Origin of the sequence: Paraprevotella xylaniphila YIT 11841 (assembly GCF_900683745.1) — a bacterium.
Classification (GTDB): Bacteria; Bacteroidota; Bacteroidia; order Bacteroidales; family Bacteroidaceae; genus Paraprevotella; species Paraprevotella xylaniphila.
This window is the reverse complement of record NZ_LR215980.1, coordinates 2799888-2814700: the sequence shown is the minus strand read 5'-3', so window position 1 is coordinate 2814700 and position 14813 is coordinate 2799888. Positions and strand designations below refer to the sequence as shown.

The 14813-nt window shown below is 45.2% G+C and carries 12 protein-coding genes; 7 read left to right on the top strand and 5 right to left on the bottom strand.

What is annotated here, in order from left to right:
* The first annotated feature begins 126 nt into the window (after positions 1-126).
* From E0E47_RS11910 to porZ, 5 genes are all read left to right on the top strand, one after another.
* Positions 127-651, top strand: a complete 525-nt coding sequence (locus tag E0E47_RS11910) for a flavin reductase family protein (protein WP_008628054.1) — start codon at positions 127-129, stop codon at positions 649-651.
* Positions 652-682: 31 nt separating this feature from the next.
* Complete coding sequence (gene leuS, locus E0E47_RS11905) at positions 683-3520, top strand: leucine--tRNA ligase (RefSeq protein ID WP_130893801.1); 2838 nt, start codon at positions 683-685, stop codon at positions 3518-3520.
* 71 nt (positions 3521-3591) lie between these two features.
* Positions 3592-4482, top strand: a complete 891-nt coding sequence (locus E0E47_RS11900; protein ID WP_008628050.1) for a YitT family protein — start codon at positions 3592-3594, stop codon at positions 4480-4482.
* Between the two features lies 1 nt (position 4483).
* Positions 4484-5071 carry a non-canonical purine NTP diphosphatase gene (locus E0E47_RS11895; protein WP_130893800.1) on the top strand — a complete coding sequence of 196 codons (588 nt, stop codon included), beginning with the start codon at positions 4484-4486 and terminating at the stop codon, positions 5069-5071.
* Positions 5072-5089: 18 nt separating this feature from the next.
* Positions 5090-7396 carry a type IX secretion system anionic LPS delivery protein PorZ gene (gene porZ / locus E0E47_RS11890; protein ID WP_130893799.1) on the top strand — a complete coding sequence of 769 codons (2307 nt, stop codon included), beginning with the start codon at positions 5090-5092 and terminating at the stop codon, positions 7394-7396.
* On the opposite strand, the gene E0E47_RS11885 is transcribed toward porZ, so the two are convergent.
* From E0E47_RS11885 to nadA, 4 genes are all read right to left on the bottom strand, one after another.
* Positions 7386-8492 carry a DegT/DnrJ/EryC1/StrS family aminotransferase gene (locus E0E47_RS11885; RefSeq protein WP_130893798.1) on the bottom strand — a complete coding sequence of 369 codons (1107 nt, stop codon included), beginning with the start codon at positions 8490-8492 and terminating at the stop codon, positions 7386-7388. The genes porZ and E0E47_RS11885 overlap by 11 nt on opposite strands.
* Positions 8493-8802: 310 nt before the next feature.
* The gene (locus E0E47_RS11880; protein WP_232038426.1) at positions 8803-9777 is read right to left on the bottom strand and encodes a GNAT family N-acetyltransferase; all 975 of its coding nucleotides are present in this window, start codon (positions 9775-9777) and stop codon (positions 8803-8805) included.
* Positions 9770-10156: a sugar 3,4-ketoisomerase gene (locus tag E0E47_RS11875; protein ID WP_008628039.1), complete on the bottom strand. Its 387-nt coding sequence runs from the start codon at positions 10154-10156 to the stop codon at positions 9770-9772. The genes E0E47_RS11880 and E0E47_RS11875 overlap by 8 nt, the downstream gene beginning before the upstream one ends.
* A complete protein-coding gene (gene nadA / locus E0E47_RS11870; RefSeq protein WP_130893797.1) occupies positions 10156-11148 on the bottom strand; it encodes a quinolinate synthase NadA in 993 nt (330 codons plus the stop codon). The genes E0E47_RS11875 and nadA overlap by 1 nt, the downstream gene beginning before the upstream one ends.
* Before the next feature lie 458 nt (positions 11149-11606).
* Here nadA and E0E47_RS11865 point away from each other — a divergent pair, with 458 nt between their 5' ends.
* The gene (locus E0E47_RS11865; protein WP_040602922.1) at positions 11607-12137 is read left to right on the top strand and encodes an RNA methyltransferase; all 531 of its coding nucleotides are present in this window, start codon (positions 11607-11609) and stop codon (positions 12135-12137) included.
* Between the two features lie 18 nt (positions 12138-12155).
* Here the strand turns inward: E0E47_RS11865 and E0E47_RS11860 are convergent, their stop codons facing one another.
* The gene (locus E0E47_RS11860; protein WP_008628035.1) at positions 12156-12782 is read right to left on the bottom strand and encodes a DUF4294 domain-containing protein; all 627 of its coding nucleotides are present in this window, start codon (positions 12780-12782) and stop codon (positions 12156-12158) included.
* A gap of 181 nt (positions 12783-12963) precedes the next feature.
* Between E0E47_RS11860 and E0E47_RS11855 the strand changes: the two genes are divergently transcribed.
* Positions 12964-14721, top strand: coding sequence for a sialate O-acetylesterase (locus E0E47_RS11855; RefSeq protein ID WP_130893796.1), 1758 nt, complete (start codon positions 12964-12966; stop codon positions 14719-14721).
* Positions 14722-14813: the final 92 nt, after the last annotated feature.

Genomic DNA, 14813 nt, shown 5'->3' with positions numbered 1-14813 from the left:
AATCCGTATATTTGTTTCCACGAAAATAGGAGGCGGCTCGGCAAAGACAAATCAGAAAACTGCGTTTTCATTTGTCTCTGCACTCGCCTTTCACTATCTTTGTACCTTATTATAAAAAGAAAAGAGATGAAAAAGGTAGAAGTCTCTGAACTTACGGAGAATTTTTTCGAAACGATCAGCAAAGAATGGATGTTGGTCTGTGCCGGCGATGCCAACCGATATAACATGATGACCGCATCATGGGGCGGAGTAGGGTGGTTATGGAACAAACCTGTAGCTTTCGTATTCATTCGTCCCGAACGCTATACTTTTGAGTTTACGGAAAACAACGACTTCATGACGCTCTCTTTCTTTGGGAAATCACCCAAGGCGCGTGAAGTATATAACTTGTGCGGTTCAAAATCCGGACGGGATATAGACAAGACACTCGAAAGCGGACTTACGCCATATCCCCTTGAAGAAGGCAAATGCGTAACTTTTGAACAGGCACGGCTTGCTTTGGCCGGCAGGAAGTTGTATGCCGGCAACTTGGCTCCCGAAGCTTTCCTCGACCCATCGCTCAACGGAAGATGGTACGGCAAACAAGGCGGTTACCATAAAATGTATATTGTGGAAATCACCGGCGCGTGGATAAACGACATCATTCTATAAACAGATTAAAATAAAAATATCAATATATAACATGGAATACAATTTTAGGGAAATAGAGCCGAAATGGCAGAAATATTGGGTGGAGCACCAGACTTACAAAGTTGTGGAAAACAATAGCAAAGAGAAGTTCTACGTGCTCAACATGTTTCCTTACCCCAGTGGTGCAGGGCTTCATGTAGGACATCCGTTAGGTTACATCGCTTCGGATATTTACGCACGTTACAAACGTCTGCAAGGATTCAACGTATTGAATCCCATGGGATACGATGCTTACGGACTTCCGGCCGAGCAATATGCCATACAGACCGGGCAACACCCGGCCGTTACCACGGCAGCCAATATCAACCGCTACCGTGAACAGTTGGACAAGATTGGTTTCTGCTTCGACTGGGATAGGGAAGTACGTACTTGTGACCCGGCCTATTACCACTGGACGCAATGGGCTTTCCAAAAGATGTTCGACAGTTATTATTGCAATGACAGGCAGCAAGCACGCCCTATTGAAGAACTGATAAAGGCATTTGATAAAAAGGGTACGGAAAGCTTGAACGTGGCTTGTAGCGAGGAACTGCGGTTCACTGCCGACGAATGGAAAGCCATGGACGAAAAGAAACGGCAGGAGACGCTCATGAATTACCGCATCGCCTATTTGGGCGAAACGATGGTGAACTGGTGTCCGAAACTCGGTACGGTGTTGGCCAACGACGAGGTAGTGGACGGCGTGAGCGAACGCGGAGGTTATCCCGTCGTTCAGAAAAAGATGCGCCAATGGTGCCTACGTGTCAGTGCATACGCCCAACGCTTATTGGATGGGTTGGATACGGTGGATTGGACGGATTCATTGAAAGAGACACAACGCAACTGGATAGGACGCTCTGAAGGCACGGAAGTGCAATTTAAAATAAAAGACAGCGATAAGGAATTCACAATCTTTACCACACGGGCCGACACCATGTTCGGTGTCACGTTTATGGTATTGGCTCCCGAAAGCGAATGGGTACCGGAAGTTACCACCGAAGGGCAGAAGACGGAAGTGGAAGCTTATCTTGATGCCACCAAAAAACGTACGGAACGTGAACGTATCGCCGACCGCCGCGTAACCGGTGTGTTCTCGGGTTCGTACGCCATCAACCCTTTCACGGGCGAAAACATCCCTATCTGGATAAGTGATTATGTGTTGGCCGGATACGGGACGGGAGCCATCATGGCCGTACCGGCGCACGACAGCCGTGACTATGCCTTTGCCAAACATTTCAACTTGCCTATCATCCCGTTGGTGGAAGGCTGTGACGTGAGTGAGGAAAGCTTCGATGCCAAAGAAGGAATCGTAACCAATTCGCCACGCACCGGAGTGACTCCCTATATTGATTTCTCGCTCAACGGATTGACCATCAAGGAAGCCATTGCAGCCACAAAAGAGTATGTCAAAACGCATGGATTGGGCAGGGTAAAGGTAAACTACCGCTTGCGCGATGCCATTTTCAGCCGCCAACGCTACTGGGGCGAACCCTTCCCGGTATATTACAAAGGCAACATGCCTTACATGATTCCCGAAGATTGCCTGCCGTTGGAATTACCGGAAGTCAGCAAATTCCTCCCCACGGAAAGCGGGGAACCGCCATTGGGACATGCCACGAAATGGGCATGGGATACCGTGAACCGTTGCGTGACGGAAAACTCACGCATCGACCACCAAACGGTTTTCCCGTTGGAATTGAACACCATGCCGGGATTTGCAGGCAGTTCTGCCTATTATCTCCGATACATGGACCCGAAAAACGACCATGCACTGGTAGACAAGGACGTGGATGCTTACTGGCAAAACGTAGACCTATACGTAGGCGGTACGGAACACGCTACCGGCCATCTGATTTACAGTCGTTTTTGGAACAAATTCCTGCATGACTTGGGTTACAGTTGCAAAGAAGAACCGTTCCAAAAGCTCATTAACCAAGGAATGATACAGGGACGGAGTAACTTTGTGTATCGTATCAAGGATACCAACACGTTCGTTTCGCTAAACCTGAAAGACCAATACGATACTACGCCCCTGCATGTGGATGTCAATATCGTATCGGGCGACGTGCTAGACATCGAAGCTTTCCGTAACTGGCGGCCGGAGTATCACGATGCGGAATTTATCCTGGAAGACGACAAATACATCTGCGGATGGGCCATTGAAAAAATGAGCAAGAGTATGTTCAATGTGGTCAATCCGGATATGATAGTAGAGAAGTTCGGAGCCGACACGCTCCGCCTGTATGAAATGTTCCTCGGGCCAGTGGAACAAAGCAAACCTTGGGATACCAACGGCATCGACGGTTGCCATCGTTTCCTGAAAAAGTTCTGGGCCTTGTTCTACGACCGGACAGGTAATTTCCTGCCCACGGAAGGAGAAGCCGACAAGGAGTCATTGAAATCGCTGCATAAGCTTATCAAAAAAGTCACGGCGGACATCGAAGCCTTCTCTTATAACACTTCTATCAGTGCATTCATGATTTGCGTGAATGAACTTTCCCAACAAAAATGCCATAACCTGGGCATTCTTCGCACGTTGGTCACCCTTATGGCTCCCTTTGCTCCGCATATCGCAGAAGAATTGTGGCACGCCTTGGGAGAGGCAAAGAGCGTATGCGATGCCCTATGGCCTGAATGGAAGGAAGAGTACCTGACAGAAGACAGCATGAAACTGAGCATTTCCTTCAACGGAAAAACTCGTTTCACATTGGATTTCCCTGCAGATGCAGACAATGCTTCCATTGAAAAGACGGTACTGAACGACGAACAAACCCAAAAATATACAGAAGGTAAGCAAATAGTCAAGGTCATTATCGTACCGAAACGTATCGTAAATATAGTATTAAAATAGTGTCAAACCTTTTAGGAGACTACTTGTTTGTCAAGTAGTCTCCTATATAAAAATCTTTGTATTCAATAAATATGAAATACTCAAAAGAAGATATTTGGCAAGAAACCAAAGATTACATTAGTCTTTTTATAGGACTTACTATTTACGCGTTAGGATTCACCGCTTTTATCTTACCTTACCAAATTACAACCGGTGGATTATCCGGTGTATCCGCTATCATATATTACGCCACAGGTTTTCCTGTACAATATACTTATTTCTTGGTTAACGCAGCCTTACTTATCGCTGCCATCAAAATATTAGGCTTCCGTTTCTGTTTAAAAACGATTGTAGGTACATTAGCCCTGACATTTGAATTTGACCTTTTCCAAAAACTTTTGTCTGACGAAAGCGGACAACTTCCTACGATTTTAGGCGACCAGACTTTTATGGCCTGTGTGCTTGGAGCATGCTGCGAAGGAGTAGGGCTTGCCATTGTCTTTTTAAGTAACGGTAGTACAGGAGGAACTGATATCATAGCTGCCATTGTCAACAAATACCGCGACATCAGTTTAGGACGCGCATTAATGTTTTGCGATATTGCCATCGTATCTTCCAGCTACTTTGTGTTTCACGAATCGCAAAAAGTCGTATTCGGATTTTGCGTACTCATCATTTCCATGATTATGTTGGATTATTATATGAACAGTGCACGGCAATCCGTACAGTTCCTTATTTTTTCCAATAAACATGAAGAAATAGCCGAAGCCATTTGTAAACAACTTGACCGAGGAGTCACCATTCTTAACGGCGAAGGATGGTACAGCAAAGAGCCGAGGAAGGTACTGGTCGTTATGGCCAAACGAAGGGAAGGCATAGAAATATTCCGTCTCATTCACCGTATCGACCCCAGAGCCTTCGTTTCGCAAAGCAATGTGGTAGGCGTTTATGGTGAAGGATTCGATAAAATAAAAGTAAGATAAAATGAAAAAGAAACTAGTTTTTGCTACAAACAACGCCCATAAATTGAAAGAAATAAGGGCCATCTTAGGTAATAGCATCGAAATATTAAGTCTCGCCGACATTCACTGCCATGCCGACATCCCTGAAACAGCTGACACTCTTGAAGGCAATGCCCGACAAAAGTCACGGTACGTATACGAACATTACGGGTTAGATTGTTTTGCCGACGATACCGGACTGGAAGTAGAAAGCCTTGGAGGAGCACCGGGTGTGTATTCCGCACGTTATGCCGACGGACAAGGACATGATTCGCAAGCCAACATGAACAAACTCCTGAAAGAAATGGAAGAAAAAAATAATAGAAAAGCACAATTTCGCACCATTATCTCGTTAATAGAAAAAGGAGAAGAAAGGCAGTTCGAGGGAATCGTGAAAGGACAAATTACCAAAGAGAAACGCGGAGAATCCGGATTCGGCTACGATCCTATCTTTCAACCCGACGGTTATGATACCACATTCGCCGAACTGGGTAGCGACATCAAGAACCGCATCAGCCACCGCGCACGTGCAGTAGCTGCCCTCTGTGATTATCTTACAAAAGAATCTTAAACTTAAAAATCGGATTTTATGAAGAAATATATTTTATGGCTTATCGTCTTTATAGGTTGTACGGCCATTTCGTTCGGACAGGCTATCGGTTCGTGGAAAGCTTATCCGGCATTGCAAATATCTACTTATAATATACCGGTAGGCCATAAAATATATTCTCTTTGTAATGGAAATCTTTTCAGTTACAACACCGAAGATACGGAAGTCTACGTGTTCGACAGACTTAACGGGTTGCACGACACCAAAATACAATTCATAAGATATAGCAGTGCAAGCCAAAAGCTTATTCTTGTATATGAAAACGGAAACATTGACCTAATCTATCCGGACAACGAGGTGGTCAACATGAAACAGTTAAAAGACAAAAACTATCCCAACCTCGTCATCAACAATGTTTCCGTAGTAAACGAAAAAGCATATATATGCACGAACTTCGGAATAGTCGTGGTGAATATGGATAAAGAAGAGTTCGAAGCTACATACGATTTAAAATTGAACGTACATAGTTGTACGGCAGATGCACATTACATCTACCTTTGTTGTTCAGAAAACGGTTTCCACATTGGCAATCTGAAACTCAATTTGTTGGACAAGAACAATTGGAAACATATCAGCGGTAATTTTTTCCACGAACTAACATTCTTCAAAGATGAGCTAATCGGATTCAACAAGACTACAGGGTTGTTCATCGTTGACCAACAACACTATACAACCACAGCTCTGACAAAAGGAGCAAACTCTTTTTTTTCTTGCTCTGAAGACGTCATGCTCACCGGAAACTCTTCCAGTATCTATCTGTTCAACAACATCACAGACAAACAGGAAGTCAGACAAGACAATTTATTCAATTATTTAGTTTATAGCAACGGTACATATTGGGCAAGCCAAGGCATAAAAGGCTTGCAGCCTTATGTCCTTTCAGGCAAGGCACTCTCTGCCACACAATCTGCCATCCAACCTAACAGCCCCATACGCGACTATTTTTGCAACATGCACTATAATGGCAATCGTTTGCTCATCGCAGGAGGGGACTTGAATTATAACGGCATAGACAGAGAAGGCACGGTTATGTATTACGAAAACGGAACATGGTATAACTTTAATGAAGACGGTATAATCAAACAAACCAATGTGAAATACACCAATACAAGCAGTATTGCACAAGATCCTTCCGACCCCACGCACCACTATGTAAGCTCGGCGGGACACGGATTGTATGAGTTCAAGGATTTCAAATTCATCAAGAGATATGATTATACCAACAGTCCACTGCAAACTATTTTGCCTGACAGCCCCCGCCCACAAGATTACGTACGCTGCGATGCCCTGCAATACGATACAGAAGGTAACCTTTGGATGGTAAACAGTGAGGTAGACACCATCTTGACCATATTGAAAAAAGACAATACTTGGACAAAACTGTATTATGAAGAGCTTAAAAAAGCCCCCAACCTTCCTGCTATGTTTTTCGATGACAAAGGAAGGCTATGGGTTCTCTCCAAAAGGAATTCCACCAATAAAGCTGGCGTTTTCGTATTGGATTACCACGGAACTTTGGAAGACACATCGGACGATATACATATAATAAGAAAAGATATCACCAACCAGGACGGAGTACAATATGATCCCTACTATTTCAACAGCTTTGCCCAAGACCTCAACAAGCAAATATGGGTGGGCACAAACGAGGGACTCTTCGTCATAGAAGACCCGGATGAATTTATCCAAAACGACGACTTCAGGTTCACTCAAATCAAAATAGCCCGTAACGACGGGACAGACTATGCCGACTACTTGCTCAATGGAGTTAATATCAGCAGCATAGCCATTGACGCAGCCAACAGGAAATGGATTGGAACGGGTGCAGACGGTGTTTACCTGATAAGCGAAGACGGGCAGAAAATATTACAACATTTCACTACGGAAAACTCTCCGCTCATATCTGATGAAATACAGAGCATAGCTGTCAATCCGCAAACAGGAGAAGTCATGATAGGTACCTTTTTAGGGCTTGTATCGTATATGAGTGATGCCAACACGCCTGCCGCAGAATTGGATAAAAGCAACGTGCGTGTGTATCCCAATCCCGTAAAACCGGACTACAACGGAGTCATCGCAGTAGACGGGCTGACCTTCAATGCTGAAGTCAAAATCACTACCGTCACAGGACAGTTGGTATATTCCGGCCATGCCAATGGCGGTCTGTTCACTTGGGACGGCCGGAACCAAAGCGGAAAGAGAGTCTCTTCAGGAGTCTATAACATCATCTCCACCAATGCAGAAGGGAAAAAAGCCATCGTAAACCGCGTCACTTTTATCCATTAAAAGTATTTACGGCGGTTACCACCGAATTGATTTCCTCGTCTGTCAATAAAGGGGACATCGGCAGGCTCAATTCCTCACGATGAATACGCTCCGTCACCGGCAATGACAGCGAAGCGTACGCTGACAATGCACCTTGCCGATGGGGGGGGATAGGGTAGTGTACCAGAGACTGCACGCCACAATGCTCCAAATGCTCACGTAGTCTGTCACGTCCAGGAGTGAATATCGTAAAAATATGGAATACATGCGCATCCGCATCGGTTGACATTTGTGGCAAGACCACTTTCGGATTCGTGATTTCCTTCATGTACCTGCAAGCCACTTTGCGACGGTGTTCATTATCTTCGTCCAACCGTCCGAGCTTCACATTCAAAACCGCCGCCTGCAACTCGTCCAGACGGCTGTTGATACCCACGTATGGATGCACATATTTGGCTGAAGAACCGTAATTGGCCAACATGCGTACCCGCTCAGCCAAATCCTTATCACCGGTCGTGACAGCTCCGGCATCTCCTAAAGCTCCCAGATTCTTGCCAGGATAGAAACTGAATCCTGCGGCATCCCCCAAAGCACCGGCTTTCACACCTCGATACACCGCTCCATGAGCCTGCGCACAGTCCTCTACCACCAACAAACCGTTTTTACGGGCCGTACGGCTTATCTCATCCATCCGGCACACCCTGCCATAGAGATGCACCACCATGACCGCTTTTGTGCGCTCAGAAATCAAATTTTCCACTTTCCCGGGGTCTATGTTGCAAGTATCCCATTCAGGTTCGCAAAGTACGGGTCTCAAACCGGCACGCATGACCGCCAATATGGAAGCTATGTAGGTATTTGCCGGCACGATGACTTCGTCTCCCGCCTTCATCCGCCCCATGCTGACGTAAGCCATGAAGATAAGCGTAAGGGCATCCAGTCCGTTCCCTGCCCCCACGCAATACCCGACCCCGCAATAACGGGCAAACCGCTGCTCGAAAGTCTCCACCTCTTTCCCGAACAGATACCATCCGGAACGCACTACCCGTGCTACAGCTTCCGACAATTCCGGTTCGAAAGAATCATTGATTTTCTTTAAATCCAAATATTTTACCATTACTTTACTTCAAACTTTTCAGGAAGCTAAATTACAACTATTTTTCTTTCAGGGAAATTTTTCAAGCTTTTTATTTCCCTACTTACAAACCTCTACCACTTCTGGAACCACAAGGATTTTATCATTCACGAAACCTTCATACTCCCTATATGACAAACAGTATGAATGGGTGAAGCCTTTTTCAAGCAAAAAACCTATTAGGAGAGGAGTTCATAAAGCCCTCGGCACATCGTAAAATCATTCTCAGCAGATCTGAAAATCATTCACAGGAGATTGAAAAATCGTTTGCCGCACAAAATTACACGACTTTTCATACCTCCATCTCGTACGTATCATACACGACAGCCCGGCCGCCGAAACCCTCTTTTTGGAATATCAGCCCCTCATTCAACACACGGCCGCCTTCCTCTACGGAAGTCCCCATGTCAAAGTAAGGAACATCCTTGTATGTCTCGTGAATCAAATGGTGGAACAACAAATCCACGGCTCCGTACGCCCTTCCTTCGGGAGTGGAACCAATATATTGTACATGAACCACCCTTTCCGTCACGTACAACACGCAACCGGCCACTGTACGCTCCGCCGCACGGCAAACCCTGTACAGCAATATCTGTTGCGGAAACCGACGATGCAACAACATGATTTCTTCCAAGGTATGCACGGGACGCGACTGGTGGCGTTCCATCAGATTCCCTTCCAATACCGTCCAAAAGGACGTAAAATCGTCATCCTGCCTGATGGACAATCCTTCACGCAAAGCACACCTCACTTTACGTTTCCGAAGCGTACTGAATCCCCACGCTGCGGCAGAGGGAATGACCGTGGAAACTTTACGGCCTGACAGGCGTGCCCCAAAGCGGTACAATGCATACAAATCCTCTTCACTGGGATAACGGGCATATATATAAGGTACGGGCGAATAAATCCACTTGACTACCGATGTATACGTCCGTAAATAGCGAAAGATTTCCCCAAACAACCCCAACATGAGCGCAGCCGTCATCTTTTCATCCGTCACCACTCCGCCATACGTCAGTCCACGATGACTGCAAAACTCCGTCGCCGTACAGTGTGCGGGTAGCAAAGCATGCAGCCGTCCGTCCCTGTAAGCCATAAGGGAGAAGTCCGCGAAACGGTCGGCATGATAATCCATATAACCGCGCATGAAAAGGAAAGTCCCGTTGCGGGACTCCCGTACGAAACCGTCCCATTCTTCCTTACAGTCATCGCTATACCGCTTTATTTCCCATCCGGTTTCCATCTCCACACCACCTATTCTATTCATGAATGATACGCAGGAACTCTTCGTAAGAGTTTATATACATTTCAGGCCGGTAAGGTTGGGAAGACAAGACCAACAACACGGCGTCTTCTGAGAAATGCAGCAACTCGTTCCACGTGAGCGGCGGGATGAGAAGCCCCTTGTCCGGTGCGTCGAGCACATACGTCCGCCGTCCGTCCTTGTCTTCCAAGGCGATTGTCACGCACCCTTTCACGGCCACTAAGTACTGGTAGGTAATACGGTTGGCATGCTTGCCACGTTCATGTCCTTCGGGTACACCATAAATCCAGTATGCCCGCTTCACTTCAAAAGGCAAATCCTTTCCGGTCTCAGCCACGGTAAGGCTACCACGTTCATCGGTAAAAGTCTTCAAACGCTTCATTACAATCCTAACTTCTCGGAGATTTCCAACATTCTGTGAATCGGTTTGACAGCCTTTTCCGCCACCTCCGCATCCACTACGATTTCCGGCCACTCATATTTCAAGGTATTATAGAGCTTTTCCAACGTAATCAACCTCATGTAATTGCATTCATTGCAGGCACACGTACTGTCGTCCGGAGGAGCCGGAATGAACGTTTTCTCCGGACAAGCCTTCTGCATTTCGTGCAGTATGCCGCTTTCCGTGGCCACGATGAATTCCTTTCCTTCATGGCGGATGGCATATTTCAGCAATGCTGCGGTAGAACCTACCACATCCGCCAGTTTCAACACAGCTCCCTTACATTCCGGATGAGCCAACACCTTGGCCTCGGGATGGGACTCTTTCAATTCCAATATCTTCTCCACGGAGAATTTCTCATGTACGTGGCAAGCTCCGTCCCAAAGTAACATATTACGTCCGGTAACGGAATTGATATAGTTGCCGAGGTTACGGTCCGGACCGAAAATGATCTTTTCGTCCGAAGGGAAACTTTCCACAATCTGACGGGCGTTGCTCGAAGTGACCACCACATCCGTCACCGCCTTGGTGGCAGCCGTGGTATTGACGTACGATATGACCGTATGGCCGGGATGTGCCGAGACAAACCGCGAGAATTCATCTGCCGGACAACTTTCGGCTAGCGAACAGGTGGCATTCAAATCCGGAACCAAGACCTTTTTGCCGGGACAGAGAATCTTATTGGTCTCTCCCATGAAATGCACACCGCACATGACGATGATATCCGCTTCGGTCTTGGCAGCCTTTTGAGCCAGTGCCAAACTGTCTCCCACGAAGTCAGCCAAATCCTGGATGATTCCTTCCGTATAGTAATGCGCCATGATGACGGCATTCTTCTTCCGGCAAAGTTCCCTGATTTCACTTTTCAAATCAAACTCCTTTGCTATGGGTTCATCCACGAACCCCTTGTCTATCCATTCTTTCTTAACCATATATATATTATTAATTCTTATTTCTATTTTTTGAAAAAATCTAATGTAAATGATAATAGGCTGTTGATAGTGTCGATAAAAAAGAAGCCTGAAACTTGTTTTTTAAGTTATCAAAGCGGAGTATCGAGTAATGTGTCACTTTTCAACACGTGCCTTGGGACTCTTATTCTTTAAACTGAATGCATTATCGTATGTTCTTTATCGTTTTTAACGAGTTGTTCATAACCTACAAAGTTAAAAACTTTAATGGAAAAAGGCTGCATAAATCTGATGAAAATACGGTTTAAAGTTCATTTCTATCTTTTACTAATTTATTTGGTGGTTTGAAATATTCCTGTAACACGGTTGATTTTCTAAATCCAAAGTTTCTTTTCAATAATCTGTTTACGATTTGTGAACGAGTTATCAAGTAGTTTTTATGGGTTTTATTATCTTTGTGAACAAATATGTTGAAAGCAATGAGAAAACTTAAAATAACGGAACTGAATAGAATCTCTGCCGAAGAATTCAAGACGGCTGAAAAACTTCCTTTGATTGTGGTACTGGACCATGTAAGAAGCTTATATAATGTAGGTTCCGTATTCCGTTCGTCCGATGCTTTTAGGGTAGAATCCGTGTATCTGTGCGGAATCACGGCCACTCCGCCACAGGTGGAAATCCATAAGACGGCATTGGGGGCAGAAGATTCCGTGGATTGGGTATATTATGAGCGTACGCAAGATGCCGTGGAACATCTTAAGGCAGAAGGCTACGAAGTTTGGGCTGTGGAACAAGTGGAAGGCAGTGTCATGTTGCAGGATTTCCGGCCGGATAAGGCAAAAAAGTATGCTATCATATTAGGAAATGAAGTGAAAGGCGTGCAACAAGAAGTTGTTGACCAATGCGACGGGTGTATAGAAATACCCCAGTTCGGGACGAAACATTCTTTGAATGTTTCCGTTACAGCCGGAATACTGGTATGGGAGTTTGCCCGTAAGATGAAGTTGTGAACATATAAAGGTATGATGTCATAACGTACCGGCTTCTACCATCCTAACCACCCGTTCCGTCAGCCGGTCATCAGCTTCAGGGTCATAGTCTTTTTTCAGGCTAGCTCCGAATATGCTAGCAAACGCCTGATAAAATCCGGCTTTGAAAGGACCGAAAAAGGCTTTCACTATTTCGAAGGAACTTTGGTTGCATTCGCGGTCCACTAACTTGATGAGCAGTTTCCCCTGTGAATAAGTCAGCTTCTTCATTTGTGGGGTATATTGCTTTTTTATGCCTTTCTCTACGGCTCGAATGTGAGCATCTTTTTCTTTTTTAGTAGGTAGTTTTTCCAGATATTCGTATGTCTCGGAGATGGTCTGGTTAACCATTTTGGCAATGGGAAGTGTTTTTTTCACGTTATAAACCAATTTGTTATATCGTATGATTTCCCTTTTGTTCTTAAACTTCAGTGGGGGATATACCGGAAGTTCGGGCATGATGATCACGGTGATGGAGTCGCCTTGATAAAATTCCTTTTGTGCTTTCTTGTAAAACACTACTTTTATTCTCGGTTCCCCATCTACAGGAATAAATTCTTCTTGCGCTTTCACTTGTAAAGTAAAGGCACCTAATAAGATTAATATGATAAGCCTGTATATTCCCATATCCGTTGCAAAAATATAAATTAAATACTTTCATCGCGTGTATTTTACAAAGAATAGTTCATTTTTTGTAGTATTTGCAATAGTTGTATGACATGATATAAAGTATCTGTAACATTGTGTGGATTTTCAAATACTGTTTTTCCATACCTTTGCCTTCATCTTACCAATAAACTTATTAAAGATGAAAAAAACTGTTTTTTACATCCTTTTGATGGTATTTTTAGGTAGTTTTAGAGGTTATTCCGCTGATTTGCGGGCGACAGGGAACGTAAGTATCCAATATAAGGAGAATGGATTGGAGGGAGACAAGGGGCAAGCCGTGGATTCCACTTTCCATATTTATTTGTGTTTCGGGCAATCTAATATGGAGGGGAATGCGGATATAGAAAGTGTCGACACGGAAAATGTGGACAAACGTTTCCGGGTCATGAGTGTCTGTGACGAGGATCTTAAAATGGGACGTACGCCAGGAGATTGGTACACGGCTGTTCCTCCGTTGTGCCGTTATGGGGCCAAATTGAGTGTGGCGGATTATTTCGGCCGCACTATGGTGGATAATTTGCCGGAATCTTGTAAGGTAGGTGTCGTGATGGTGGCCATAGGAGGAGCCGGTATAGATTGTTTTGACAAGGCTAGTTATGAAAAATATTATGAACAGGCCGATGAATGGCAGAAATATTTGATGGGGTTATATGGTGGGAATCCTTATGCGAAATTAGTGGAATTCGGCAAGAAAGCCAAGGAGCACGGCATTATCAAAGGCATTTTGTTGCATCAGGGGGAAAGCAACAATGGGCAAGCGGACTGGCCGGAGAAAGTGGAGAAAATCTACAGGGATTTGCTTTGTGATTTGGACCTTAAAGAAGAAGAGGTGCCTCTGTTTGCGGGGGAAATGCTGAGTGGGGCAGAAGGAGGAGTTTGCGCGGGGCACAATGAATATGTTGGCATGCTGCCGTGGTTGGTAAACGCGCACGTCGTTTCATCGGAAGGCTGTGAAGGGGCGAGTGACGGGCTTCATTTTACCTCTGAAGGTTACCGTGAAATGGGACGGCATTATGCCAGGGTGGTCTTAAATAAAGTGTATGGCATTCCGTTGGACATGCCGGACATGCCCGTGACAAATATAGATATGCCGGACAAGGACTTGGAAGTACAAATAGGGAAAGGGCAGAAATTGGAATTGATGGCTGCTTTTGAAGACGGGCATACGGAGGATGTGTCTTATATGGCCGAGTATGAAATAGAAAATACTGAAGTGGCAGACATCAAGGACGGGGAGGTACGTGGCTTTTCGCAAGGACGTACGGGAGTGAAGGCAACCTATACAGACGCGGCGGGAAAAATGTCCAGTCTGTCATTCACCCTCAATTCCACCTGTTTTCCTTTCGGTGAAGAATTCATTGAAACTGCATTGTTCGGGAACGGCACGTACCGCGAGGCCGTAAGGGCGTTTTTTCCGGGCGAGAATGGGCAGATGGGATGGAAGTATACCTATGGATTGGATATGAGCGGTTACAAGTACTTGGTATTGAAATTGGATAAAGTCCAAAAAGTAGGGGCTTGCATTATGCTTTATACAGAGAACAATATCTGGTCTGATTGTTGCCAATACCCTGTGGGAGGGGAGGTTTTGGTGGCCGTTCCCCTTCATGACATCACTTATACGAGTGGAGCACTTCAAGGCGAACCGGTGGACGTTTCCCGTGTCATGATTGTCGCCCTGTATGCCGGACAAAGTGGAGTTATTGATGTGGCCGACATGTATTTGACCAACAATGACGATTATTCGCCCGATGCAGTTCCTGTGTTTTCTATGGACTCCAAAGCCTCAAAGGCAGATGGAATAGTGTATGGCTTATCCGGCATCCGGATAAATGGAACGGATAATTTACCTAAAGGCATATATATAAGAGATGGAAAGAAGTTTGTAGTGAGGTAAAGCCTTTGTCACGTGGTGAATGCGGATTCTAATGCAGTGATTATTTGTAGGGGATAATTTGTCATACCGGAAATAGTTGCTTATATTTGAAG